The 25,902-nt window shown below is 54.4% G+C and carries 24 protein-coding genes; 17 read left to right on the top strand and 7 right to left on the bottom strand.

Annotation, left to right across the window (positions count from 1 at the left end; all coding sequences use genetic code 11):
- Positions 1 to 237: 237 nt before the first annotated feature.
- A complete protein-coding gene (locus BT142_RS14040) occupies positions 238 to 1,290 on the top strand; it encodes an acyltransferase family protein (RefSeq protein WP_072418819.1) in 1,053 nt (350 codons plus the stop codon).
- Positions 1,291 to 1,344: 54 nt separating this feature from the next.
- Here BT142_RS14040 and BT142_RS14035 read toward each other — a convergent pair whose 3' ends face one another.
- The 7 genes from BT142_RS14035 to rsmA all read right to left on the bottom strand — a co-directional run bounded on the left by BT142_RS14035 (position 1,345) and on the right by rsmA (position 13,051).
- On the bottom strand, positions 1,345 to 2,742 hold the full coding sequence (locus BT142_RS14035; RefSeq protein WP_072418818.1) for an LCP family protein: 1,398 nt from the start codon (positions 2,740 to 2,742) through the stop codon (positions 1,345 to 1,347).
- 391 nt (positions 2,743 to 3,133) lie between these two features.
- The gene (locus tag BT142_RS14030; RefSeq protein WP_072418817.1) at positions 3,134 to 4,546 is read right to left on the bottom strand and encodes a glycogen synthase; all 1,413 of its coding nucleotides are present in this window, start codon (positions 4,544 to 4,546) and stop codon (positions 3,134 to 3,136) included.
- Between the two features lie 66 nt (positions 4,547 to 4,612).
- Positions 4,613 to 5,740, bottom strand: coding sequence for a glucose-1-phosphate adenylyltransferase subunit GlgD (gene glgD, locus BT142_RS14025; protein WP_072418816.1), 1,128 nt, complete (start codon positions 5,738 to 5,740; stop codon positions 4,613 to 4,615).
- 19 nt (positions 5,741 to 5,759) lie between these two features.
- Positions 5,760 to 6,962, bottom strand: a complete 1,203-nt coding sequence (locus BT142_RS14020) for a glucose-1-phosphate adenylyltransferase (protein ID WP_072418815.1) — start codon at positions 6,960 to 6,962, stop codon at positions 5,760 to 5,762.
- 86 nt (positions 6,963 to 7,048) lie between these two features.
- Positions 7,049 to 9,238 (bottom strand): 1,4-alpha-glucan branching protein GlgB, encoded by a 2,190-nt coding sequence (gene glgB, locus BT142_RS14015; RefSeq protein WP_072418814.1) that lies wholly within the window; start codon positions 9,236 to 9,238, stop codon positions 7,049 to 7,051.
- 336 nt (positions 9,239 to 9,574) lie between these two features.
- Positions 9,575 to 11,872: a SpoIIE family protein phosphatase gene (locus tag BT142_RS14010; protein WP_072418813.1), complete on the bottom strand. Its 2,298-nt coding sequence runs from the start codon at positions 11,870 to 11,872 to the stop codon at positions 9,575 to 9,577.
- A gap of 312 nt (positions 11,873 to 12,184) precedes the next feature.
- Complete coding sequence (rsmA, locus tag BT142_RS14005) at positions 12,185 to 13,051, bottom strand: 16S rRNA (adenine(1518)-N(6)/adenine(1519)-N(6))-dimethyltransferase RsmA (protein WP_072418812.1); 867 nt, start codon at positions 13,049 to 13,051, stop codon at positions 12,185 to 12,187.
- A 263-nt stretch (positions 13,052 to 13,314) separates the two neighbouring features.
- Here rsmA and BT142_RS14000 point away from each other — a divergent pair, with 263 nt between their 5' ends.
- The 16 genes from BT142_RS14000 to BT142_RS13925 all read left to right on the top strand — a co-directional run bounded on the left by BT142_RS14000 (position 13,315) and on the right by BT142_RS13925 (position 25,798).
- Positions 13,315 to 13,545, top strand: a complete 231-nt coding sequence (locus tag BT142_RS14000) for a hypothetical protein (RefSeq protein ID WP_072418811.1) — start codon at positions 13,315 to 13,317, stop codon at positions 13,543 to 13,545.
- Positions 13,546 to 13,793: 248 nt separating this feature from the next.
- Positions 13,794 to 14,288, top strand: a complete 495-nt coding sequence (gene purE, locus BT142_RS13995; RefSeq protein WP_072418810.1) for a 5-(carboxyamino)imidazole ribonucleotide mutase — start codon at positions 13,794 to 13,796, stop codon at positions 14,286 to 14,288.
- Positions 14,285 to 14,944, top strand: a complete 660-nt coding sequence (locus BT142_RS13990; RefSeq protein WP_072418809.1) for an HAD hydrolase-like protein — start codon at positions 14,285 to 14,287, stop codon at positions 14,942 to 14,944. Before purE ends, BT142_RS13990 begins: the two co-directional genes overlap by 4 nt.
- Positions 14,945 to 15,125: 181 nt before the next feature.
- Positions 15,126 to 16,160 carry a phosphoribosylformylglycinamidine cyclo-ligase gene (gene purM, locus BT142_RS13985; protein WP_072418808.1) on the top strand — a complete coding sequence of 345 codons (1,035 nt, stop codon included), beginning with the start codon at positions 15,126 to 15,128 and terminating at the stop codon, positions 16,158 to 16,160.
- 20 nt (positions 16,161 to 16,180) lie between these two features.
- Positions 16,181 to 16,747, top strand: coding sequence for a DUF2262 domain-containing protein (locus BT142_RS13980; RefSeq protein ID WP_175444961.1), 567 nt, complete (start codon positions 16,181 to 16,183; stop codon positions 16,745 to 16,747).
- Positions 16,748 to 16,828: 81 nt separating this feature from the next.
- Positions 16,829 to 16,957, top strand: a complete 129-nt coding sequence (locus BT142_RS19890; protein WP_278277574.1) for a hypothetical protein — start codon at positions 16,829 to 16,831, stop codon at positions 16,955 to 16,957.
- Positions 16,958 to 16,997: 40 nt separating this feature from the next.
- Positions 16,998 to 17,621 carry a phosphoribosylglycinamide formyltransferase gene (gene purN / locus BT142_RS13970; protein ID WP_072418805.1) on the top strand — a complete coding sequence of 208 codons (624 nt, stop codon included), beginning with the start codon at positions 16,998 to 17,000 and terminating at the stop codon, positions 17,619 to 17,621.
- A 33-nt stretch (positions 17,622 to 17,654) separates the two neighbouring features.
- Complete coding sequence (locus BT142_RS13965) at positions 17,655 to 18,065, top strand: DUF3592 domain-containing protein (protein ID WP_072418804.1); 411 nt, start codon at positions 17,655 to 17,657, stop codon at positions 18,063 to 18,065.
- Positions 18,066 to 18,139: 74 nt separating this feature from the next.
- Entirely contained in the window at positions 18,140 to 18,820 is a 681-nt protein-coding gene (locus BT142_RS13960) for a CPBP family intramembrane glutamic endopeptidase (protein ID WP_072418803.1), read from the top strand.
- 10 nt (positions 18,821 to 18,830) lie between these two features.
- Complete coding sequence (locus tag BT142_RS13955; protein WP_139182245.1) at positions 18,831 to 19,205, top strand: DUF6054 family protein; 375 nt, start codon at positions 18,831 to 18,833, stop codon at positions 19,203 to 19,205.
- Between the two features lie 67 nt (positions 19,206 to 19,272).
- The gene (locus tag BT142_RS13950; RefSeq protein ID WP_072418801.1) at positions 19,273 to 19,992 is read left to right on the top strand and encodes an IMP cyclohydrolase; all 720 of its coding nucleotides are present in this window, start codon (positions 19,273 to 19,275) and stop codon (positions 19,990 to 19,992) included.
- Positions 19,993 to 20,008: 16 nt separating this feature from the next.
- Positions 20,009 to 21,190 (top strand): phosphoribosylaminoimidazolecarboxamide formyltransferase, encoded by a 1,182-nt coding sequence (locus BT142_RS13945; RefSeq protein WP_072418800.1) that lies wholly within the window; start codon positions 20,009 to 20,011, stop codon positions 21,188 to 21,190.
- A gap of 90 nt (positions 21,191 to 21,280) precedes the next feature.
- Positions 21,281 to 22,033: a hypothetical protein gene (locus tag BT142_RS13940; protein ID WP_072418799.1), complete on the top strand. Its 753-nt coding sequence runs from the start codon at positions 21,281 to 21,283 to the stop codon at positions 22,031 to 22,033.
- Between the two features lies 1 nt (position 22,034).
- Positions 22,035 to 22,877, top strand: coding sequence for a hypothetical protein (locus tag BT142_RS13935; RefSeq protein ID WP_072418798.1), 843 nt, complete (start codon positions 22,035 to 22,037; stop codon positions 22,875 to 22,877).
- Between the two features lie 41 nt (positions 22,878 to 22,918).
- Positions 22,919 to 24,319: a hypothetical protein gene (locus BT142_RS13930; protein ID WP_072418797.1), complete on the top strand. Its 1,401-nt coding sequence runs from the start codon at positions 22,919 to 22,921 to the stop codon at positions 24,317 to 24,319.
- A 27-nt stretch (positions 24,320 to 24,346) separates the two neighbouring features.
- Positions 24,347 to 25,798, top strand: a complete 1,452-nt coding sequence (locus tag BT142_RS13925; RefSeq protein WP_072418796.1) for a hypothetical protein — start codon at positions 24,347 to 24,349, stop codon at positions 25,796 to 25,798.
- Positions 25,799 to 25,902: the final 104 nt, after the last annotated feature.

Below are 25,902 nucleotides of genomic sequence, written 5' to 3'. Positions count from 1 at the left end.
CATTTGAACATATAGTATAATACGATTATACCGTATAATTTCCGCTTTGTCAAGTCCCTTTACGAAAATTTAATATTCAGCTTCCTTGATTTTTTAGACGATTTGGTAGATGTGTGACTATTCTATACAAAATTTTTATAAATACTTGAAATCTGAAAGATAATGTGTTATAATTACTGTGTATATAGAAAAAGTAATCGTTATCATAAGGGCTTTTGACAGAAAGGAGGGGCACGGATGAACAAGCGTTCCGACAGCATCGACTACGCCAAGGGCATCGGCATACTGCTCGTTATCCTCGGACATATGCAGATACTTGCCTGCGGCGAGAGCTTTGAAACGCTCACAAATGTTATCTATTCCTTTCATATGCCGCTCTTCTTCTTTCTGAGTGGTCTGACCCTCGACAGGAAATACCGCTCGCGTCCCCCGAACGCCGCCGACGTGAAAAAGCTGGCGAAGCGGCTGATGATACCATATTTCTCGTGGTGCGGGGTCTACATCGTCCTGAAATGTATCGTACAGCGTGAAGGTCTGATACGGCTGATAAAGCGAAACGCCGCCGCAGTCCTGACGATGCGCGGCATAGCGCCGCTGTGGTTCCTGTCGGCGCTGTTCGTCGCGGAGATACTGGTGATGCTGCTGGTCTACAAGCTCGGCATGAAGAAGATACACCTGCTGATACTGACGGGCATCGCGGTGCTCTCACTAAACAACGCCGTGCAGGTACTGCGAAGCGTGTTCAGCTATTACACGAGACTCAGGGTGGTCACTTTCTACCGCATTTTCCCCTGCGTTTTCTTCCTGACGCTCGGCTGTCTGATGAGCCCGATGCTCACCGCCGACCGAAGCCGCTATAAAGGAAAGCGCACAGCCCTGATGTTCGGTTCGGCAGCAGTTTTCGCCGCCGTGAACATTTTCTTCAACGGCTCGGCAAACCTCTATAAGATGTACTTCGAGAATACGGCGGCGTTCATCGCCGCGGGTGTGGCAGGCAGTCTCATGACCGTTTGCCTGTGTACCCTTATCCCCGAGAAATTCGCTCCGCTGCGTTTCCTCGGGCGCAACTCGATGCTGATGATGGTGCTGCACTATCCCCCGATACCCACCATACTCCTCTGTGAATCCCTGATGGTATCCCTCGGGCTCGGCGGGTTCGCCTGTGCGGCAGCGGTTTTCGCGATGACGGTCATCATCACCGCGACTCTCTGCATTCTCTACGGAGTCGCAAGATCGGCGGTGCAGCGTATCACGGTGGCACGCCGAAGCAGCGTCGTCTGCAAAGTCTGAAAGATAACTCAAAAGCCATAGTACCTCGCGATACTATGGCTTTTTTGCGTCCTGTTATTTTTTGTAGACCGTCTCGGCGATCGCCTGAGTGCAGGCGCTGAGGTCGAGGTCGAGCGTGCTCTGACCGTCGTGGCTGCCTGCGTAGTAAGCGCCCTCGGGCGGTATCCTCAGCTCGTTGATGTCGTACCTCATGGAGAACAGCAGTTTGTAGAACATGATGTAAAGCTCAGCCTTGCTCATGTTCGTGGTGAGCTCTCCGCAGGAGACCTTGAGGAAGCTGTCCAGCTGCAAAGGCTTGAGCGTTTTCGCCTTCGCGACTATCTTCGAGATGACCCTGCGCTGTCTGTCGGTGCGCTCGAAATCCGCATTTCCGACGTATCTGAGTCTCGCGTAAGCCAGCGCCTGATTGCCGTTGACGTGCATATCCTTGCCGCCGTGGGTCAGGTAATCGGTGCCTTTCTTGTAGCCGAGATACTTGTTCTGTTCAGCCATCGGGTCGGTCATTCCGAGAGCTTCCTCGTCGGAAATATCCAGCTCGATGCCGCCCACCGCATCCACGATGTTGATGAAGGAGAAGAAGCTGATATAAACGTATCTGTCCACCTTCACGTCGAAATTCTTCGCGATGGTATCCATCAGCAGTTCGGGGCCGCCGTAGCGGTAAGCCGCATTCAGCTTGTCCCAGCCGTGATCGGGTATCTCAACATAGCTGTCTCGCATCAGCGAAGTCATCGTGACCTCATCCGACTTGCGGTTTATCGAGAGGAGTATCATCGAGTCGGTGCGTCCGAGCTCTTCTTCGTCCCTCGTGTCGCTGCCGATGAGCAGAACGTTCGTGACCTCCGCCGCCGAAAGGGAAGCGTTCGTGACCGTCCTTTTCTCGGTCTTGACGGTATTCACAAGGCTTATGTACCTGAAGATCAGCAGCTGCATGATGAGCAGAAGTATCAGCACGATGGTCAGCAGCCATCTGAAGATGCCGCCGATAACGCTGCCGACGGTGGTCTTCTTGCCTTTGAAGCTGTTGTTCGCCCCGAACTGTACTGGTTCGTTCCCTCTGTGTTCGCGGGCCTGTTCTCTTGCCTTTCGCTCGTACTTTTCGGGTGCTGATGGGTTAGCGGCTCTGCGGCGTCTTTGTCTTGCATCGGGATGCTGACCGACGCCTCTGGGCGAACCGTCGTTCGGGTGAGGCGGTCTCTGCTGTCTCTGACCCGAAGTCGGACGCTGACCCGAAGCCTTACGCTGAGCCGAAGCGGGTCGTGCCTGAGGAGGCGCAGCCGTTGTTTGTCGGGCGCGTTCCTGAGCCGCGAGTTCTTCTTCGGTGTAGAAGTGGAGTTCTTCACCGACAGGAGCCCCGCCCTCCTTATCCATGCTCTCGAACTGTTTCAGCTGACGTTCGTACATCTCGCCGTAAAGCTCTTCGGGAGTCTTTTTATTATTTTTCTTAGCCATTTATCCACTATCCTTATCACACAAAGTCTTTTCTTAATTATAATCCTAACGGACATGAAAGTAAACCCCTTTGACGAAATTCTCACAAATATTTTATTTTTTTTGCATATAATTGGCAAACCGCATCTCCTCGGTCAAATCCGTGACCGAGGTTCAAAAGGGTGTCCGCAGGTGCGCAGGGAGAACTGCTCCGAAAAGAAAGGAGAGCCGCAGTTCCTGCATAAAAACATCCGCGAAAAAACGCGCCTGCCTTATGATTATATCATATCCGACGGGATTTGTCAACCCAAAATGTCCGTTTTTTTGTATAATTAGTCTTTGCTTACACGCCCGAAAAAAGCTCCCTCCGAGCCCGAAAGCCCGAAGGGAGCGGTATTGTGCGTATCTGTTATCAGTGGATATCCGAATAGAGCCCGATGTACAGCTCAGCCGAACGCTTCCAGCTGAAGTCCTCACGCATAGCGTGTCCGACCAGTGCGCTCCAGCGTGCCTTGTCGTCGTATGCGACTCTCGCACGGGTAACAGCGTCGAGCATATCATGCGCGTTGTAGGTCTTGAAGGTGAAGCCGTTGCCGTTCTCGCCGCCTGCGTCCTTGATGGAGTCGCGCAGACCGCCTGTCTCGCGGACTATCGGGATGGTGCCGTATCTCAGGGAGATCATCTGAGCCAGACCGCAGGGTTCGCTCTGCGAAGGCATCAGGAACATATCCGCGCCTGCGTATATCCTCTTGGACAGCGGCGGTACGAAACCGATGGTAACGCCCACTCTGTCGGGGTAGCGGTACTGCATCTCGCGGAAGAAATCCTCATAGATCTTCTCGCCCGAACCGAGTATCGCGAACTTGCAGCCGAGTCTTACCATGTCCTCGAAGACGTACTTCACGAGGTCGAGACCCTTGTGGCTGACAAATCTCGTAACGATACCGATGATCGGCTCGTCGCCCTGTGCAAGCCCGAATTCCTCAAGCAGCTTTTCCTTGCAGATCTTCTTGCCGCCGCGGTTGTTGTACGAGAAGTGTACGGGGATGTTCGGGTCTGTCTCGGGGTCGTAGACTTCCTGGTCGATACCGTTGAGGAAGCCGCACAGCTTGTACTGCTTCTTGACGAGTATCCTGTCGAGACCGTAGCTGTACCACGGGTCGAGTATCTCCCACGCGTAGCTTGGCGAAACGGTGGTGATCTTGTCGGCGCACTCGATAGCCGCCTTCATGAAGTTCACGTCGCCGTCGTATTCGAGCAGGTCGGTGTGGTAGAGCGGGATGCCCATGAGGTCGTTTATGATCTCAAGACCGTATCTGCCCTGATACTGTATGTTGTGGATGGTGAACACCGTCTTGATGTCCTCATATCCGCCCTGATAGCGGTAGAAGATATCGTAGTAGACGGGAACGAGGGCTGTCTGCCAGTCGTTGGCATTGATAACATTCGGCTTGAAGTCGATGTATCTGAGAAGTTCAAGCACTGCTCTGGAGAAGAAGATGTATCTCTCAGCGTCGTCATAGAAGCCGTACAGACCGTTTCTTGCGAAGTAGTATTCGTTGTCGAGCAGGTAGTAGGTCACGCCGTTAACGACCGCGGTGAAAACGCCGCAGTACTGATTTCTCCATGCTACAGGCACGGTGAAATTGGTGACGTATGTGCACTGATCCTTGAGCTCCTGTTTGATCTGACCGTAGTAGGGGATAACTACCCGGCAGTCGTGTCCCTCAGCATTGATCGCACGCGGCAGGGAACCTGCAACGTCCGCCAGTCCGCCCGAAGCGATAAAGGGAAGAGCCTCACTTGCTGTGTAAAGTATGTTCATTGTCTGACCTTCTTTCATAAGGGAATTTAAACGCCTTGCACCGCCGTGTGCGGCAGTGCGCGGAGATTACAGGCTTGCGCCCTTTCCGACATACATCGGGTAAGCGGGCGAGCTTGTGAGAATACGGTTGGAACCGATATTCACGTTCTTGTCGGTGATGAGGTAGCTGCACTCAGCACCGTCTGCAACGACCGTGCCCTGCATGAGTATGCAGTTCTTGACCTTTGCGTTCTTGCCTACCCTTACGCCTCTGAAGATCACCGAGTTCTCAACTTCACCCTCGATGATACATCCATCAGCGATGAGCGAGTTGACAACGCGGCAGTTGAGGTCGTACTTGGCAGGAGCGTTGTCCGATACCTTTGTGTAGATAGCGCGCTTAGGCAGATACAGCTTTGAAGCGTTGGCGGGATCGAGCAGATCCATGTTCGCCTTGAAGTAGCTGCCGATGCTCGTGATCTTCGAGAAGTAGTTGTCGTACTCGAATGCCCTGATGTTCAGTTCGCCGCACTTAGCCTGAAGAACATCGGTCTCGAAGCTGACGCGTCCTCTTGCGATGGAATCGTTGATAAGGTCGATAAGGAAGTCCTTGGACATAACGAATGCGTTGAGCGAGCAGGTGCAGGTGCCGCTGAGGTCGGGACGGATGAGCACGCTCTGTACTCTGCCCGAGTCGTCCGTGTTCAGCACGGTGGACATCTTGATCTCCTCGTTGGTGTACTGACCCGTGTGAGTAACAACGGTGATGTCAGCGCCGCTGTCGATGTGCTGATCGACGATCGGTCTGTAGTCCATATTGGTGATAACGTCGCAGTCGCTCATCACAACATAGTCGCAGAGACTGTGCTTGATAAGGCTCATAGCGCCGTTGAGAGCCTCGATGCGTCCCGTGTAGAGTGCAGCGCCCGCATTTCCGAACGGCGGCAGTATGTAAAGACCGCCCTTCTTTCTTGCAAGGTCCCACTCTCTTGCGGAGCCGAGATGATCGAGCAGGCTCTGGTAGTTGTCCTTGGTGATAACGCCTACAGCGTTGATGCCGCTGTTGACCATATTCGACAGCGGGAAGTCGATAAGACGGTATCTGCCTCCGAAGAGTACAGAACCCATCGTTCTGTTCTTAGTAAGTTCGCCTACGGTCATGTCATGCATATTCGCGAAGATCAGACCGAGTACGTTGCCCATATTAACACTCATGGCTTTAGTTACCCCTTTCTTACATATCCTCGTAGATGATAGCCTTCGGAGGTACGTTAGCGCCGTCCGAGATGTTCAGCTTGTTGCCTACAACGGCAACGCCCCAGGTGTCCTTGTCCACGATAGTTTCGGGACGGGCGCCGATCTGGGCGTTCTCGCCGATGACGGAATCCTCACCTACGATAGCGTACTCGACCTTTGCGCCCTTCTTGATGTGTGCGCCGGGCATGAGGATCGAGTCGTAGATAACTGCGCCCTCTTCGATGGTAACGCCCTCGGAGATGATCGAGAACTCAACAGAACCGTCGATGAAGCAGCCTTCTGTCACCATCGAGTTCTGTATCTCGGCGTTGTGGCCGATAGCCTGCGGCGGCAGGATAGGGTTTCTCGAATAGATCTTCCATGCGGGATCGTACAGGTCGATCGGGATGTTCGGATTGATAAGATCCATGTTAGCTTCCCACAGCGACTCGATGGTACCAACATCCTTCCAGTAGCCGTCGAAGCGGTAAGCCACGAGCTTTTCGCCTGCCTCGCGCATATCGGGGATGATGTTCTTTCCGAAGTCCTTGGAAGCGTTAGCGTCCTCTTCGTTTGCGATGAGGTACTTCTTGAGCTTCTTCCAGTCGAAGATGTAGATACCCATCGAAGCGAGTGTCGAGCGGGGGTTCTTCGGCTTCTCCTCGAAGTCGATGATGTTGTCCTCGGCATCGGTTATCATGATACCGAATCTGCTTGCCTCTTCCTTGGGAACGTCGAGCACCGCGATGGTAGCCGCAGCGTTCTTTGCCTTGTGGAAGTCGAGCATCTTGTTGTAGTCCATCTTGTAGATGTGGTCGCCCGAGAGCACTACTACGTACTCGGGGTCATATCTCTCGATGAAAGGGATGTTCTGATAGATAGCGTTTGCGGTACCCGAGTACCAGTCCTTGCCGCTTGCCTTCTCGTAAGGCGACAGAACGTGAACACCTCCGTGCAGTCTGTCCAGATCCCATGGCTGACCGTTACCGATATACTCATTGAGCACCAGCGGCTGATACTGAGTCAGCACGCCCACGGTGTCGATACCCGAATTTATGCAGTTCGAGAGAGGAAAGTCAATGATACGATACTTCGCGCCGAAAGGAACTGCGGGCTTGGCGACAGTCTGGGTCAGCGCGTAAAGTCGGCTGCCCTGTCCGCCTGCGAGCAGCATGGCGACGCATTCTTTTTTGTTGAACATAATAATTCACCCACCATTTTAATTTTTTCTCTATTTATCAACGCATGGAGCCGTTGTCCTATCCGCGGCTCACGCCGTTGAAAACATTATTTGTCGGTCTTAGGTTTTCTTCCGCGCTTTTTGGGAGCGGCGGTCTCTGCCTTGACCTCAGCCGTTTCAGCCTTCGGTTTTCTGCCGCGCTTTTTCGGCTCTGCCTTTGCCTCGGTCTTGACCTCAGCGGTCTCAGCCTTCGGTTTTCTGCCGCGCTTTTTCGGCTCTGCCTTTGCCTCGGTCTTGACCTCGGCGGTCTCAGCCTTCGGCTTTCTTCCGCGCTTCTTCGGCTCAGTCTTCACCTCGTCACCCGACTCGGCAGCGCTCTTCTTTGCAGCCGTCTTCTTCGGCTTGTCCTTCTTGATGGTGAAGTACAGGCAGCCGTAAGCGGGGATGTCGATGCAGATGCTGTGTTCAAGACCGTGCATAGCCACTTCCTTCGAGTGTACAGTGCCGTTTGTCACGGGCGAGCCGTCAAGGGATGTGCAGTTGAGCACTTCGGTGTATTCTCCGGCGTAAGGAACGCCGAAGCAGTAGCTCGTTCTTGCAACGGGAACGAAGTTGCATACCACGATGACCTCGTTGCCCTCCTTGTCGAAGCGTCTGAATATGATGATGCTCTGTCTGTAGTCGTCGTTGGATATCCAGGAGAAGCCCTCCCAGGAGAAATCCCTCTGCCACAGAGCAGGAGTATTCTTGTACAGATTGTTGAGCGTCTTTACGTATTTCAGGTAGTTCCTGTGCTGCTCGAACTCATCCACCATGAACCACTCGAGACCGTTCTCGTAGTCCCACTCCTTGAACTGAGCGAACTCACTGCCCATGAACAGCAGTTTCTTTCCGGGGTGAGCGGTCATGTAAGCCATGAACAGCCTTGCCTGTGCGAACTTCATGTCAACGTCCGCGCCGAACATCTTGTTCACCAGCGAAGCCTTGCCGTGAACGACCTCATCGTGGGAGATAGGCAGTATGAAGTTCTCCGAGAAAGCGTAGAAGAACGAGAAGGTCAGCATATCGTGATGGAACGCCCTGTGTATCGGGTCCATCTGCATATATTTGAGCATATCGTTCATCCAGCCCATGTTCCACTTGAAGTTGAAGCCGAGGCCGCCGTCCGAAACGGGCTTTGTTACCATCGGCCATGCGGTGGATTCCTCAGCTATCATCAGCGCGTTCGGGAACTTGCCGAACACAGTCTCGTTCAGCCTGTGGAAGAACTCGATAGCCTCAAGGTTCTCGTGGCCGCCGAACTCGTTGGGAGTCCATTCGCCGTCGCGTCTGTCGTAGTCGAGGTACAGCATTGAAGCCACCGCGTCAACTCTCAGACCGTCGATGTGGTATCTGTCCAGCCAGTACATGGCGTTGGAGATAAGGAAGCTGCGGACTTCGGGTCTGCCGTAGTCGAACACTCTCGTGCCCCATGCGTAGTGGTCGCGCTTCTTCGGGTCGGCGTACTCGTAGGAAGGCGAACCGTCGAACTCGAACAGTCCTGCCTCATCCCTCGGGAAGTGTGCGGGCACCCAGTCGAGGATGACCGCTATGCCTGCCTGATGGAAGAGGTCGACCATCTCCATGAAGTCGTGCGGAGTGCCGAAGCGAGAGGTCGGCGCATAGTAGCCGATGCCCTGATAGCCCCACGAACCGTCGAAGGGGAACTCTGCCAGCGGCATGAACTCGATGTGAGTGTAAGCCATTTCCTGAAGGTAGGGGATTATCTCCTTCGCGAAGCCCTGATAGCTGTAGTACTTGCCTGTAGTGCAGGCCTTCCACGAGTTCAGATGAACTTCGTAAATGTTCATCGGGCTGTCGTAGATATTGCTCTTGGCCTTCTTATCCTGATATTTCTTGTCGCCCCATTTGTAGCCCGAGATGTCGAATACTTTCGACTCGGTCTCGGGGGTAACGCCCATGTGGGTGCCGTAGGGGTCGGCTTTCATTCGTGTCTTGCCGTCGCAGCCTGTGACCGCGTACTTGTATCCTGCGTAAGTTTCAAGTCCCGTTACGAATACTTCCCATACGCCCGTAGTGCCGAGCTGTTCCATGCGGGTGGCGTTTGCGTCCCAGCCGTTGAAATCGCCGACGAGGGATACGCCCTTGGCATTCTGTGCCCAGACTCTGAATACGTGACCCTCAGCGCCGTCCCGTGTCACGGGGTGGCAGCCGAAAAAGTCGTAAGCGGTGAAAAGCGAGCCTTCATGGAAAAGGTAAAGGGGAAGCTCGTAATCATCGGGTACTCTTATTGCCATTTTACAGTCCTCCTTATACTCTGAAATTAAATAATATTCTTGATTAAAATCTAACAACGTCAGCCCGCAGAGCGGACATAGTTATTTGTTATAATATTATTTTAAACCATTTTGAACAAAAATGCAAGAGCTTTGGTGATATTTTTCATTTTTCTACATATTTAAACACGCCGTTTTGTATACTTTGACCGAAACGTTAGACTTTTTTTGAACTTCCGAGGGGTTTGTCTATCAAAAAGTCATATTTTTTGTACTGATAAAGCGCTTGCGGAGCCGAATGAGCCCCTTCCGAGGCTGTCGGCAGGACTTTTTTCAGGTATGTTTTATAGGAATACCTCATGTAAATGCTCTCATACGGCTGCCCTGACGAAGGGATATCTTCACGGCGGCTACGGTTATGTCGTCCGATCTGCCCTCTGCCATCTTCGTGCAGGCACATCCTGCCCGAAGCGCAAGCTCCTCGGCGGTCAGCGACGGGAACTCGTAAGCCAGTGCCGCCGTCTCCCCGAGAGCCTGTTCGCTCGCTCCGTCCGACGCCAGCAGCAGAAGGTCGCCGTCGAACAGCTTGCAGGAGTAAACGTCGGGGTCGCAGCCGTGGAGGATCCCCGTCGGGAAGGAAGTGCAGCCTATCTTCACGGCGCTGCCGTCGCGGCACAGCCATGCAGGCGCAGCCCCCGACTTGAGGAACTCCGCCCTCCCCGAGAACAGGTCGAGCCGCAGGAAGTCGAGGGTCGCGAAGCTCTCGTCCCATTCCTTCACCTGCATCACCGACCCGATGACCTTCTGTGCGGTCGCCATCGTCAGTCCCGACCTGAGCAGCCGCTCCGCAAGGTTGACGGTCAGCTCCGAGTCGAGCCTTGCGCGTTTGCCCGTGCCCATCCCGTCCGAGAGGAGCACGTACCGTTCGCCTGCCGAAGCCCCCGTCGTCATCACCGTGTCCCCCGAACAGCTCGACTCGCTGCCCAGCGCCGAATAGCTGCCGAAATCCGCGGCGAAGGGCGGTATCTCATCGAATTCCAGCTTCGTGATGCTGCTCGCCGAAGTCACCTCTGGCAGTTCGAGGTCGCATTCGAGTGTCCTGCAAAGCCCCGCCGTCACCGACAGCGCCTCCCCCTCGAACTCTCCTGTCAGATAGACTTCCGCGTGCCTGCTGCCGCTCTCGTCGGTGTAAACGCACGCCCTCACACCTCTGAAACCCTGCCTCTCGAAGTAGCTCCGCGCCGCCGCCGAGAGCTTCGCGTCGGTCTCTCTCCGCCGCGAAAGCCTGCACGACAGGTCGTTGAGGATGTCGCTCATCGCCCCGAGCTGTTCGCGGAGCATCAGCCGCATCTCCTTCATACGCATCGCTTCGGCGCGGTCTGCCAGCTGTTCGCGCCTGCAATCCGCCACCGTTTCGCTGAGTCTGCCGGCGCGTATGCAGCCTGCCGCGGAAGGCGCGTCGGCGCACCTGTCTATCGACCTCGACAGCCGAAGCGCCGTGCCGTTCTTTCGGCAGTCGTCGTACAGACGGCAGCCCGCGCAGAGCGAGTCGGTGACCCTGTCGGCGAGGGTCGGGGTCTCGGCGCGGCTCTCCACCGTTTCCGACACGAGGGCGAGCTTCTGACGGATGTCCGAGATGGTCATCGCCGCGAAGGTCAGCCGCGATGAAGCCGTTTGTCCCGCGCTGTCCGCCGCCGAGCCGAATATCATGAATTTTGAAGCTATCCGTGAGGAAAGTCTCGAAGGCATCGCCGCGAAGATCGCCGTCCCCGCTATGATATCGGCGAGCATATTGAACGTGTCGGCGTTGAGCCCTGCCGTACCAAGCGCCGCCGAAGCCGAGACCATGAACGCTATCCCCGAAGCCAGTCTGCCGAGCCCGCCGAAAGCCGAGCTTATCAGACCTGCCGCCGCCAGCAGCATGGTGTTGACTGCCAGTGTCGCCGAGCACATCGTCACCGAGACCGCCGTGAGAGCGCCCATGACGGCGCCGCCTGCGGCTCTGCGCTTTTTCGCGGCGGCAGGTATCACGGCGCAGGCGAGGACCCTGCCTGCGGTGAAGGGGCCTATCCTCACCGAACAGAGGGTGCAGACCGTGACTATGTATATCATCGAGAGGTACACCGCCGTCAGACCCTGTACGCGGATCGGCTGACCCGAAGCTGAACGCTGCCCCACATACGCCGCCGCGTAGACGATGCAGGCGCACATCAGAGAGCTTATCATCCGCATCGAGACGGTGAAGCTGGCGCTGTCGGCGGCGCTCATCATCACGCTCAGCAGCAGGCATACCGCCGCCGTCGTCAGCGAGAGTCGGACGGGGTCGCCGTTTCGCGACCAGTGGGGGAAGAAAACGCTCATCGCCGCGAAAATGAATATCGCCCCCAGCTGCACCGCCTGTGCCGCAAGGCTGCCCTGTACCGCCGCCGACACCGCCGTCCCCAGCAGCGCCGCCCCTGCGAACTGCCCAGAAACGGCAGCCACCGCGACGCTCATGTACGACGGGAAGCCGATCATTTTTCCGAAGCCCGCAAGGAACGCGGCGGCAGCCGTCAGCGAGAATTTAGCCAGATAAGTCTTTCCCCTGTGCAGCTCGCGGGAGCGCAGCAGGTCTCCGCATTCGGCAGGCTTGATCTTTTCTTTGAGCTTGTTCATGTCTTTGCACTTCCTTTGAAAAATCGTTCAAAGACATTGTAGCATATTTTTCCTGCGGAAGCTGTCGGTATATGTCGCCCGACGGACACCCGTCCGATGTTTTGCGGCAGATAGTGCGTCGAAAATGCACCGTGAAATTCGGGTCTCCGAGATTCACACGGCCGTCGGCAAGAAAAATGTTCCACGCGGAGCATCGCGGCAGAATTACCGACGGATGTTCCGCGTGGAACGAATGATGTATTATTATTCGATACGAACCGAGGACGGATAAAGATCACATACGGTTCGGCTCGCCATGATCGGGATAAAGGCTCACTTTTCGCAGAGTTTTTTCAGCTCTTCGGAAAAAGCCGCCATCTGTTCGAGGGACATGGCTTCGGGGCGCACCGACGGCGAAAGACCTGCCGCCGCCGCCGCTTCGCCGACCAGCGACTTGTCCAGACCCAGCGTTCCCGAAACGGAGTTGCAGAGGGTCTTTCTGCGCTGCTGGAATGCGGCTCTGACGACTTTGAAGAAGTGCTTTTCGTCGGTGACGCAGTCGGGGGTCTCCCCGCGGATGTCGAAGCGGATGACGCAGCTGTCAACGTTCGGCGCGGGGTAGAAACTGCCCCTGGAGACGTTGAAAAGCTGTTTCGGCTCGGAGAAGTAGCGCACCGCGAAGGTCACCGCTCCGCAGTCGCGGGTCGCGAGGGGAGCGCACAGGCGCACACCTGCTTCCTTCTGCACCATGACCGTCACCGAACGTATCGGCAGGCGCTCTTCAAGAAGCCGCATGATGACAGGGGAGGTGATGTAGTAGGGCAGATTCGCGCAGACTACGACTTCAAGCCCTTCAAACTCTTCGGCGATGAGCTTGTGGAGGTCGAATTCCATTATGTCGGCGTTGAATATTTTCACATTGTCGTGCTCGGCGAGGGTCTCTTCCAGCACGGGTATTAAGCGCTCGTCCAGCTCGACGGCGCAGACCTTGTCGGCGCGTTTCGCAAGCTCGTGGGTGAGCACGCCGAAGCCCGTCCCGACCTCGATGACGCCGAAACCCTTCTGCGCGTTGCCCATCTCGGCTATCCTCGGGCAGACCGAGGGGTTGATAAGGAAATTCTGCCCCAGCTTTTTCGAGAAGCTGAACCCGTATTTTTCAAGCAGGCGGTTTATCGTCCTGACTTCGTACAATCCTTCCATCGGCGGTCTCCTTATGAATAATGTAACACCCTTTATTCCTGATAATTTACGGGGTGAGTGCGGGTTTCCCACGGTAAAACCCGCAGTCAGCACCGCAAACCCGAATCTTGTTCAAACAGGGGAAAATTGACTGATATAATAATCAGTTTAACACTATTTTCCCGATTTGTCAACCTGTGTTTTTTTCACGGTATCAACTTTCGGATATGGGGGATAATAGATGTGCGGTAATTCGCAGACTTGGATAACAGGAGGGAGAAAAAATGTACAGTTCGCATTTATCGGGCAGGCGTGATATGCCGCTCGCTTACCTGAACGCGGTGTGTTCGGGGCGAGTGAGGGAAGAGGCGCTTTCGCAGCTGACGGCGGTGCAGCGCGAACAGCTCGCCGAAAGGCTCGGGAGCGGCCGCATCGGCGACGGGGCAGGGTGTGAATATTTTACTGTGTTTTGCAGGAAAGGGGTGAATCATGAACGAGAATTAACAAATCTGTAACAATTTGTGTGGTTATTCCTATTGAAATTTCCTCGGAAATATAGTAAAATAATATTGTACTATGAGTAAAAGAGGTAAAGACTATGTTGCCGAGCGAAAGACTTTGTACATCTGAGCCTTTCGGGGTGTTCGCCGCTGAAAACGGCAGTACCCTTTGCTTTTTGTACTCGAAGTGCATAAAAAAGCATCCGAAAACAGCAGTCTGACACCAAATTAGCTGCTGTTTTTTTATTAGGAGGTCATTAGGTATGAAAAAGGTCGCAGTAATCATGGGCAGTGACAGCGATTTCCCCGTTGTCAAGAACGCACTTACAGAGCTGAAAAAATACGGTGTTCCCTTTGAGTGCAGAGTTATGAGCGCTCACAGGACCCCCGCACTTGCGGCAGAATTCGCACAGAACGCTAAGGCTGACGGCTTCGGCGTGATAATCTGCGCGGCAGGCATGGCGGCACATCTTGCGGGCGTCATCGCAGGAAACACTACTCTTCCCGTTATCGGCATCCCGATAAAGTCTACCTTCGAGGGTCTTGACGCACTGCTGGCTACCGTTCAGATGCCTTCGGGAATACCCGTTGCGACTGTTGCGGTCAACGGCGCCAAGAACGCGGCTGTTCTCGCGATAGAGATGCTGGCTCTCTCGGACGAGGGACTGGCGGCACAGCTCGAAAAGGCTAAGACCGAGATGGTCGAGGGTGTTGTCGCGAAAGACAAGGCTCTTCAGGAGCAGATAGCGGCGCTGTGAGCAGATTCGATACGCTCCTCTTTGACCTGGACGGAACGCTGACCGACTCGGCGGCGGGGATACTCAACTGCTTCAGACATTCGCTGGGGATAATGGGTATCGAATGCCCCGAGGATATGATGCAGTTCGTCGGGCCGCCGCTCTACGACAGCTTCGGGAAGCTGTGCGGTCACGACGCGGAAAGGACTGCCGAGGCTGTGCGGCACTACCGTGAGAGATATTCTGCGGTGGGGCTGTTTGAGAACGAGGTGTACGGCGGCGTTACGGAAATGCTGGACAGGCTGAAAAGCGCAGGTCTGCGCATGGCTGTGGCGACCAGCAAGCCCGAGGTGTTCGCGGTGAGGATACTCGATAAGTTCGGGCTCAGCGGATATTTCGAGGTGATAGGCGGCGGCGACCTTGAGGGGAAGCGCGACCGCAAGGACAAGGTCATAGAGTACGTGCTCGGACGGCTCGGCATCACCGACCGTTCGGGAGTCCTGATGATCGGCGACAGGCGGCAGGACGCCGACGGCGCTCACGCGCTGGGTCTGCCGTGTATGTACGCCCTCTGGGGTTACGGGAGCAGGGAAGAGGCTCACGATGCCGCGGCGGAGTATCTGGCAGGTTCGCCGCAGGAGGCTGCGGAAATGATATTTTCCGACAGACAGCACTGATGGGGCAGGGCTGAAAAGATATGCTCTTTCACCGCACCCGACCTACCTTGCTGAGGAGATATCAGTACAAGAAAGGAATGGTCGGAGTTTGGCGAGATCTATACTTGAACCCCGACTTATTTTATGTTATTTGATTCGGTAAGAACAACCGTATAATGCAAAACGCGAAAGGAATAATGATATGAAAAGTTTTTCTGAAAGCTACAAGGAAGCCGGCGTTGACGTTACCGCAGGTTACAGATCGGTAGAACTGATGAAGCAGTACGTCGCAAGGACTATGACCGCAGGCGCTATCGGCGGTATCGGCGGATTCGGCGGTCTGTTCGAGCTGGATATGACGGGCATCAGCAAGCCTGTTCTCGTATCGGGCACGGACGGCGTAGGCACAAAGATCAAGCTGGCGTTCCTTATGGACAAGCACGACACCGTCGGCATCGACTGCGTTGCTATGTGCGTCAACGACATCATCTGCTGCGGCGCTAAGCCCCAGTTCTTCCTTGACTACATCGCCTGCGGCAAGAACATCCCCGAGAAGATCGCGGAGATCGTTTCGGGCGTGGCTGAGGGCTGCGTTCAGGCAGGCTGCGCACTCATCGGCGGCGAGACTGCCGAGCACCCGGGTCTTATGCCCGAGGACGAGTACGACCTGGCAGGCTTCTCGGTAGGTATCGTTGACAAGGACAAGTTGCTCAAGCCCGACACCCAGAAGGCTGGCGACGTTATGATCGCTATCGCTTCCAGCGGCGTTCACTCCAACGGCTTCTCGCTGGTAAGAAAGGTGTTCACCGTTAACGAGCAGAACCTTGCAAGACACAACTCCGATCTCGGCGCACCCCTCGGAAGCGTGCTGCTGACCCCGACCAGAATTTACGTAAAGGCTATCATGAGCCTCATCGACAGCGTTACCGTAAAGAGCATCTCCCACATCACGGGCGGCGGCTTCTACGAGAACATCCCGCGTTCGCTGCCGAAGGGTCTGTCCGCGAAGATCGAGCGCAGCGCTGTAAGAGTACTGCCCATCTTCAACGTTATCCGGGAGACAGGCAAGATCCCCGAGAGAGATATGTTCAACACCTTCAACATGGGTGTCGGAATGACCGTCGTAGTTGACAAGAACGACGCTGACAAGGCTATCGCAGCTCTTACTGCGGCAGGCGAGACAGCTTATGTTCTCGGCGAGCTTGTCGAGAGTGATGAGGGCGTTATCATCTGCTGATGAAAAGGGGCGCTGAGTTTATGACTTCTGCTGATTTCAAGGACATGAGCATGGGCTTTTACGAGACTGACGAACGTGTTCCGCTGTGGGGCAGGAAAGTCCGTTTTGCCATATATGTTGAAAGAAAACTGCTGGGCGAGGAGAGCGACAGGCTGTTTGATGAATTAGCCGAAGGACCCCGCCGCAGATATGAGAATGATGAGATAACTCTTGACGAATACGAGCAGATAATGGACGGCTTTGATATTCCCGAGGGTCTGCCCGAAAGGACAGTGACTGCGGCTCTTAAAATAATGGAACTTGCGGAAAAGTCACGTCCCGAAGTCGCACGTTCAATGATAAAAGGCGGCATGGCAGAGCTTGCGGGCGACTGGGAAAGTCAGGGGGCTGATGAAGAAGTTGAAGTCACTGATGAGGAGTTTTCAACAAGCTTTTATCCTGTTGACATCACGGTGGAGTTCGAGAAGTCTCTTGATATGGCAGATGACGTATTCTTAGAACTGTGCTGTGAACCCGATTATTTTGCAGGACACAGGATACACGTTAAGCTCATGGCAGACGGCACGGCTGTCTGCGAGGGTATATAAAAGCAGGATATTTTTGTAGTGATAAGTGTGAAAAAAGCAAAGATCATACTGGCTGTCATTATAATTGTAGTCAGTCTGTGCATGGCAGCGATCGGTATAATGGAGATCGAGATCTCAAAAACTGCCCGTCTGGCGGCAAGTATAGTCGATCTTATAGCGGCGGCAGGTATATTGTTCATTACATATAAAATGAAACATTCTGACTCCTGAACTTATGCTGCAATGCTTATTCGTATTAAGAGGTGTAACAATGAAGAATATATGCGTGCTCGTTTCGGGCGGCGGAACTAATTTGCAGGCGCTTATCGATGCGCAGAACAGCGGTATCATCAAAGAGGGACGCATCACCTGCGTCATCTCCTCGAAGGAAGGCGTTTACGCGCTCGAAAGGGCGGCAAACGCAGGGATAAAGAGCCGCGTCATCGCGAGGAAGGAATACGCCGACATCGCGAGCTATACGAGGGCTGTTACGGATGCGCTCATCGAGGAAAAGGCTGACCTGGTGGTCTACGCAGGCTTCATGACGATACTTGACGAGCAGGCGTTCGAGGCATTCCCCTACAGGATGATGAACATCCACCCTGCACTGATCCCGAGCTTCTGCGGAAAGGGCTTCTACGGACTGCACGTTCACGAGGCGGCGCTGGAAAAGGGCGTGAAGGTCTCGGGCGCGACGGTGCATTTCGTGACCCCCGAGTGCGACGGCGGCCCGATAATCATGCAGGACACCGTTGAGGTCAGAAACGACGACACTCCCGAAACGCTCCAGAAACGCATCATGGAGAACGTTGAGTGGAAGATACTGCCAAAGTCGGTGGCGCTGTTCTGTGAGGACAGGATAACCGTCCGCGACGGCAGGGCTTACGTTGACTGAGCTTTTCCGCATTCGGGAGAAAGGTACAGTTATATGAGCAAAGCCAAGAGAGACCTGATAATGGGTCTGATTTGCATGATCGTTGGTGTGCTGACGGCGACGCTGATAGCTAACGGTCGGGATTCGAGGAAGTCGCGCTGCACCGCTGAGGTGAGCGGCACGGCAGTCTCGGTCATGGAGTCGGGTACGGGCGACGACAGGGACTATCATGTCACTGTTGAGTATTCGGTCGATGGAAAGACCTATTCGGAGAGCCTGTATACGAGCAGAAGAGTCTCGGAGGGGTCGGGCGTAACGGTGTTTTACGACCCGAATGAACCGTCCTACTGCTATCTTGAAGGGGTGAGCTCATCGCCGTCAATGTTCAGGATAGCGGGCGGAGCGTTCGCTGTCGTGGGGCTCGTGAGCTGCATAAAGGCGCTTATAGTGATGAAAAAACAGTAGGACCGCCCGAAAGGGAAAGAAAAAAGAGATAACGGTCTGATGTGAAAAGATTAACAAAAGTCAAGGAAAGTAACATGGAAAAAACAGATAAGAGTTTATCAAAGGGCAAGGCTGCGGTGATATTTGCCGTTGTGTTCTATGCTGTATGGGCAGTCTTTGAGCTGGTCATCAAAGGGAAGATCGATGAAGCGGTGCCGAATGCGGTCGCTTCGGAGGTCGTGAAGTCGGTCATCATCAAGAATCTTGCATGGACTTTGCCTGCGGTGCTTCTGGTGAGGCATTATTCGGACGAGCTGTATATCTCGCTCAAAGAGATGTTCACGAGCAAGGCGGACTGGCTGAAGAGCATACCTGTGTTCGTGCTGTTCGCGGCGCTGATAATCCTGCCGAAATATCAGGCGGCAGGGGCGCTGAAGATCAGCATCGATTTCGGGGCTGTGCAGATCGTCAGATACCTGTTTGTGGGTCTGACGGAGGAGATGGTCTTCCGCGGCTGGCTTTTGAATGTCGCGCTCAGCGATGAAAAGAAGAAACAATGGCCATGCATACTGCTGAATGCCCTGCTGTTCCTGCTGATACATATCCCGATATGGATAAAGCGCGGGATGCTGGTGGCGGTGTTCGCAAACGGCGGATTCATCACCATTATGGTGCTCAGCATCATTTTCAGCCTTACATTTATAAAGAACAGGAATATCCTTGTTCCGATAACGCTGCATATGTTCTGGGACATCATGGTCGATCTGATCGCGTGAGGTAAACACTATGGCAGAGATAATTAAAATGAAAAAGGACTGTGCTCTGGATGATATGCAGCTGGAACAGCTCGCCGAAGATCTCAGGTACGGTCTTTCACCCGAATTTATCTGCGGGGAAACGGTATGCGGCGGCAGCGCGGTGCTTTTATCCTTTGAGAGATATTTTATGAGAAACGGCAATTATGCGGCGCTGACCGTACTGCTGTCCAGAGAAATGGACAGCACAGGTGCTGTGGTTATCGGTTCGGCAGGCGGCGGCGGACTTCTCAATCTCTCCTGGGGCGCAAACAGATCCTTTGCCGAGGATGCGGAACGGATCCTGCTACAGAGCGGATTCGAGCCCGTGCCGTGCGAAGAAGAGCACGAAGAATTCGATGACTGAAAAACATCAGACAGGTATTATCACTTTATATATTAACTTTTATCAAATTTCAAGGAGGTAATCCACAATGAAAACTCTGGACATTTACGAAGAACTCAGAAGCAACAGCTACCCGGGAAGAGGTATCGTCATCGGAAGATCGGCTGACGGAAAGAGCGCTGTTACCGCGTACTTCATCATGGGACGCAGCGTTAACAGCCGCAACCGCGTGTTCACCGAGACTGAGGACGGCATCAAGACTGAGGCTGCCGATCCAAGCAAGCTCAGCGATCCGCACCTTATCATCTACTCGCCAGTGAGAAAGCTCGGCAACAAGACCATCGTTACCAACGGCGATCAGACCGACACTATCTATGAGCTGATGGACAAGCAGCAGACCTTTGAGCAGAGCCTTCGCACCAGAGAGTACGAGGACGACGCTCCGAACTACACTCCGAGAATATCGGGTATCATGCACCTCGGCGACGGTCAGTACAACTACGCCATGTCGATACTCAAGTCCGCAGACGGCGACCCTTCCAGCGTGGAGCGCTTCACCTTCACATACTCGACTCCCGTTGCGGGCATCGGTCACTTCATCCACACCTACATGGGCGACGGTTCGCCCCTGCCCAGCTTCGAGGGTGAGCCCAAGAAGGTCAGCATCCCCAACGACATCGGGGAGTTCACAAAGGGTCTGTGGGATTCGCTCAACGCCGACAACAAGGTATCGCTGTTCGTGAGATTCATCGACATCGCAACGGGCGAGGAGAAGACTGAGATCGTTAATAAGTTTGAGAAGGTTTGAACTGGAGGAATTACCAATGGCTAACGAAATGCTTTTAAAATACGGATGTAACCCGAACCAGAAGCCCTCAAGGGTGTTCATGGAGGACGGCAGCGAGCTGCCCATCACTGTGCTTTGCGGCAAGCCCGGCTACATCAATCTGCTTGACGCGTTCAACGGCTGGCAGCTGGTGCGCGAGCTGAAGAAGATCACGGGACTGCCTGCTGCGACTTCCTTCAAGCACGTTTCGCCTGCGGGCGCTGCCGTAGGCAAGCCGCTTTCCGATACCCTCAAGAAGATCTACTGGGTGGACGATCTCGGCGAGCTCAGCCCCCTTGCCTGCGCTTACGCAAGAGCGAGAGGTGCTGACAGAATGTCCAGCTACGGCGACTTCATCGCACTTTCGGACGTCTGCGACGTTTCCACCGCGAAGATGATCCAGCGCGAGGTATCCGACGGCGTTATCGCTCCGGGTTACGAGGCTGAGGCTCTGGAGATACTCAAGTCCAAGCGCAAGGGCACTTACAACATCATTCAGATCGACGAGAGCTATGTTCCGAACCCCATCGAGCGCAAGCAGGTGTTCGGCGTGACCTTCGAGCAGGGCAGACAGGAACTGCTCATCGACAACGATATGCTCGCAAACGTCGTTACCGAGAACAAGGACATCCCCGATGACAAGAAGATGGATCTTCTCATCTCGCTCATCACTCTGAAATACACTCAGTCCAACTCCGTCTGCTACGTGAAGGACGGTCAGGCGATCGGCATTGGCGCAGGTCAGCAGTCGCGTATCCACTGCACACGCCTTGCAGGTCAGAAGGCTGACAACTGGTGGCTCCGTCAGTCGCCGCAGGTAATGGGTCTTCAGTTCAAGGACGACATCCGCAGAGCTGACCGCGACAACGCTATCGACGTTTACATCGGCGACGAGTACGAGGACGTGCTGGCAGAGGGCACATGGCAGAACATCTTCAAGGTGAAGCCCGAGGTATTCACCCGCGAGGAAAAGAAGGCATGGCTCGCAAAGAACACCGACGTTGCGCTGGGTTCTGACGCGTTCTTCCCCTTCGGCGACAACATCGAGAGAGCTTTCAAGTCGGGCGTTAAGTACATCGCTGAACCGGGCGGCTCTATCCGCGACGACAACGTTATCGAGACCTGCAACAAGTACGGCATGGCGATGGCGTTCACCGGCATCAGACTGTTCCATCACTAATGTTTGCAATGGTGCGCAGCAGGGCTTACGGGCACTGCTGCGTGCAAACATATCTGTACAAAAATAAGGATAGTAAGGGAGATCGTGAAGATGAAGACCAGGAGAATCATCGCAGTTCTGGCTGCTTTTGTTATGGCGGCGGCTTTTGCGGGCTGCGGAGCCAAGGATAAGGAAGATAATGATAAGACGGGCAGCTCTTCTGTTGCAGAGCAGTCCAAAAAATCAGACAGCAGCACTGCTGAGAGCACGGAGGATCAGTCCGTAAATCCGGACGATGAAGGCAAAGAGTCCGTTGAATCGGACTCGGAAGATAGCGGTAACGGCAATATCACCGCAGAGGGTTTCGTGTACAGGGAAGACAATGACGGCGGCAGGATAGTTCAGGGTGACCTGAAAGACGGCGTTTTCGACGGCCGCCTGCTGACTTTCAACGTCAACAGTGACGTCTGGACGCTTGAGGATGAAGATGCGGCGCTCGTTACCACTGCGTACCTGCGCTCGAACGACAACTCTTCCGCAGTTTCCGTGATCGCGGACAAGATCGACACGACCAAGCAGACCGTTCCCACCCTTGACGAGGCTCACGACATCAACATCAAGGATCTCGAAGCGATGGGCTGCAAGGACATCGAGAACAAGGATATCGAGATCGACGGCGAAAAGGGTTATCTTACCAACGCTACCACCGACCTCGGCGACGGAATCATTTTCAGGTTCACGTTCGTTGAGTGCTTCCACGGCGACCTGCATCTCGTCATGAACCTCAACGGTATCGGCGACGGTTTCGAGGCGGCTTCGGAAGATTTCATCAAGATGGCGGAGTCCGTGAAGTTCACCGACTGATATGGCGTTCGGCGGCAGACAGCCAGAGGAGCTTAGGGCGGAACAGCTCAACAAGCGGATAAATATGATCTTCGGGAGCGTGACGGCGGTGCTGACCGCGGCGCTTATCGGGGTCGCGGTGTGGCTCGCTCTGCGGAAGGACAGCGGCGATCTGACGGCTGACAGCGGCACGGAAATTTCGGCGGCTGATAGCGCGGAGGAGACGGCGGCTCAGACGGGGACGATGGTCACGACTATTGCGATACCCATGATAGAAGCGCCCGTGGAAAGTACCGAGCCCCCTGCGGAAACGACTGCCGCTGCGGAGACTTCCGCGGCAGAGTTGACCGAGACCGAACCGCCGGAGACCGAGCTTCCCGAGGCTGATGTGTACGAATTTTTGAACAGTAACAACTGTGTGAAGTGTACCACTGACGGACAGACGGTGATTTTTGAGGATGCCGCGAAGATCCTGATCCCTGATAAACCGTGTTTCGGAAAGGTCACCTGCGATGACCGTGTGAAACTGCCATATTATTATAAGGCAAGCGACGGCTCGAACTTTGGTTCGTTAATGTATGTGAAAGTGCTCAGAAAACCTGCGGACAAGATGCTCGACTTCGAGAAGGTCTGCGGCTACTACATGGAGCTGAATCCGTACAGTCCCCACGACAGCGAAGAGACCGATATCGCAGGCAGGAAATGGATGATTATCACCTGCCATGAGGACGGCATGGACATCATAACCTATCTTACCGAGGTAAAGGATCTGGTGATAATCGGGGAGTGTACGCAGCAAAATGACCTGGAAGACGCAGCATCCTATGATCTGGGTTACTTTCTGGGACACCTCGTGGTTAGCTGAGGACGGTACACTGTTGATACATTTCAGAAAGAGAAAGAACAATGGCAAGAGATAACATTTGCAGCTTCTGCGGTTCGGGGATCGGGATAGGCGATTACTGCTGCCCGAGCTGCGGCGCCGTTCCCCCCGAAAGGGGAATGAACACCGAGACGGAGCGCAGACAGCGACTGAAAAAGAACATGGGCATGAACGCGGCGGCTGCGGCGGGTACGCTTCTGGTACTTGGCGGAGCTGCGGCGGCTCTGATACCGATGCTGACGAAGGTAGATCTCGGCACGCTTAAAGAAAAGTCCCACGTATATTCGGAGGATGATACGTCATCAAGACCGAGCTTCAGCATCGACACGGACAGTATGGTCCATGAGGGTATGCAAAGCTGGCGGGACGAGTACGGCAGTCTGTTCGCCAACAGCATTTCCGTTCCCGACTTTGACCCGAACGAGTACTTTGACGAGGCCTCTGACCTGGACTACTACAAAAACGTGCGCTGTGAGCATCACGCGGACAGCGGCATCATCTCGAACGAGTATTTTTCGATCAGCGCCGACACAAAGCTCTGGTCGGTGGAGGGCGAAAGCTCGGCGGACGAGATCACAGTGAAAAACGGCGGGAAGAAGCTGACTGTGAGCTGTTTTTACAACAGCGGTGACGAGTCCCACAGGTGCGGAAGTATCTACGCGGCGAATCATTTTTACAAGATATTTTCCATGACGCTGAGCGGATGCACGATCTATGAACCTGAGGAGGTCAGGATCGGGAAGTATTCGGGGCATCTCGTCAGCTACACCGACGATGCGGAGGATAAAACCACGGGCATTGTATTTGTGAGCGTTGACGATGTGCTGGTACGCTTCGACATCGAGGGCTATCCCGAGGATTACTTTGATATGCTGCACACGCTTGAGATCGAAAAGACTTCCGCGGAGAGCGGCGGCTCGCTTGAGGGCGTGAACCTTCACAACTATACGGTGCCCACCGAGTATGACAGCGTAAACCGCATAATCTGCGATTACGCTTCGATATGGGTGGACCCCGACAAGTGGACGATCGTCAACGAGCCCGATCAGGATCAGGATTGCTCGTTCATTTTCAAGGGCGAGGAGGACGCGGCGTTCTTCGCGGTGTACTCCCACAGCAGTCTGATAGGGAAATACACGCCGCTTGAACTTGCGGGCTACTACTCGAAGAATCTCGGCGCGAAGGAAAAGTACACTTTGGAGTTCGTGGGTGAGGACAAGCTCGGCAAGTACGACAGCGGCGATCTCCACATGACCGTCAACGAAGACGACGGTTCGGTCTATCAGCTGAAAATGAAGATCGTGAAGCAGGGCGATTTCGCGGCGATGTTCTACTGGATGCTGCCCGAGAAAGGATACCCCGACGCTTACGACAGCATAACCGAGATGCTCGGGACGTTTAAGATAAATGAGGATACCGTATGATGAGGGTGTCCGCGGAGGAGGTGTGAAATGGCACGACTGCTGAAATGTTCAAAATGCGGAATGATACTCGGCACTTACCCGAAGTACTGCGACATCTGCGGCGGTGAGCCGATGACCACCGACGAAAACCCGAGGATAGTGCCCGTTCCGAAATCGGCGGCGGCAAGACCTGCACCGCCCCCGCCGAAGCCTTCAAGATCGCCGTTCGCAGGGATGGACAACTACTTCGGGAGCCCGTTCAGCGGCTTCAACAAGACCGTCAAAGCCCCGAAGAGCGAACGCGAGAGACTGATCGACCTGCTGTCGGCAGGCTGTACGCTGGTGGTCGTGGCTGTTTCGGCGGCGATCTTCGCGACCTTTTACGCGAAGGGCATCGACACCTCGAAACAATACAGAAAGGTCGATATCGCCACGGCAACGGGAAACCGCGCTCCTGTCGAAAAAAATGAGGAGAAGAAGCAGGTCGGCTACAGAGAACTCGCGCCGTCGTGTAAGGGAAACGAGCTGACCTTCGGCACTACCGTCAAGTTCACGCTCCCCGATGAATGGCATTTCGACGGGGTGCGCGAAAATGCACCGAACGCGGCGTGCATCTTTAACGAGGACGGCATCACTGGTACGATCAGCGTGCTGTATAACCCCGAGCTGTACGGAAAAACGCTTACGGAAGATCAGTATAACACCTATGCGGAACAGTATTTCGGAAAAAAGCTATTTTCGGAAGGTGCTGAAAAGAATTTAGGGATAGAGGACATGAGGACGTCCGAGTTCGAGAACGACCTGACAGAGGGCTCAAATAAGTGTACTGTTCACAACCGTCTGTTCATCGGCAAGGAGTATATCATCATCTTCAAGCTGACGGAAAAGCATGAGAATGGTGAGGAAAACGCCTTCCCGCCCCTCTATATAACCAATGAGGAGAAAAAGCTCATCACGGGTATGGAGATATCGGGCGAACGCGAGGATATCAGCGAGGCAGACGCTTCGCAGGCAGAGACCCAAAAGCAGGAACAGCTTGCGGAAGACCGCGAGTTTTCGCTGGGTGAGCTGACCTTCACGGTGGATGAGAACAAGTGGGAAGTCACCGCCGACAAGGACGGCAGTATCGTCGGGATGTACAGGGGCGAGAACGAGAATTATAAGGGCAAGGCTTACTTCTCGTTCAGCTCAAAGGCGTATTCGGACGGTAAGGAACACGGGCAGAATTACAGCTCACAGCTTGCCGAAGCCTACGAGAAAGAGTTCAGCAAGGACGGCGCGAGCGCGTTCGTAAGCTCGGAATTCAGCGTCGGCGGAGTTCAGGCAGGCAACCTCGTGATAAACGGCAAAGATAATGTGAAAACGAGGATGCTGATAATTACGCTGAAAAATACCGAGTACGACATAACTTTCGGCGGCGAGGGCGACGTCCTGTATGACCTCGGCGACGAACTTTCAAGACTCATCGACACCGTAATTATATCAGAGCAAACCAATTAACCCCACAAAAAAAGTATAAAAAGTCTTTGGAAGGGGGTCTGTGGGAGAACCTTTCTTCTGGCCGTGCGAAGCTAAGGCGAAGGTTCTCCCACAGAGAATACACC

The sequence above is a fragment of the Ruminococcus sp. YE71 genome, assembly GCF_900119155.1.
Taxonomy (GTDB): Bacteria; Bacillota; Clostridia; order Oscillospirales; family Ruminococcaceae; genus YE71.
The sequence above is the reverse complement of the archived record's forward strand: the minus strand, read 5'-3'. Positions and strand labels throughout refer to the sequence as shown.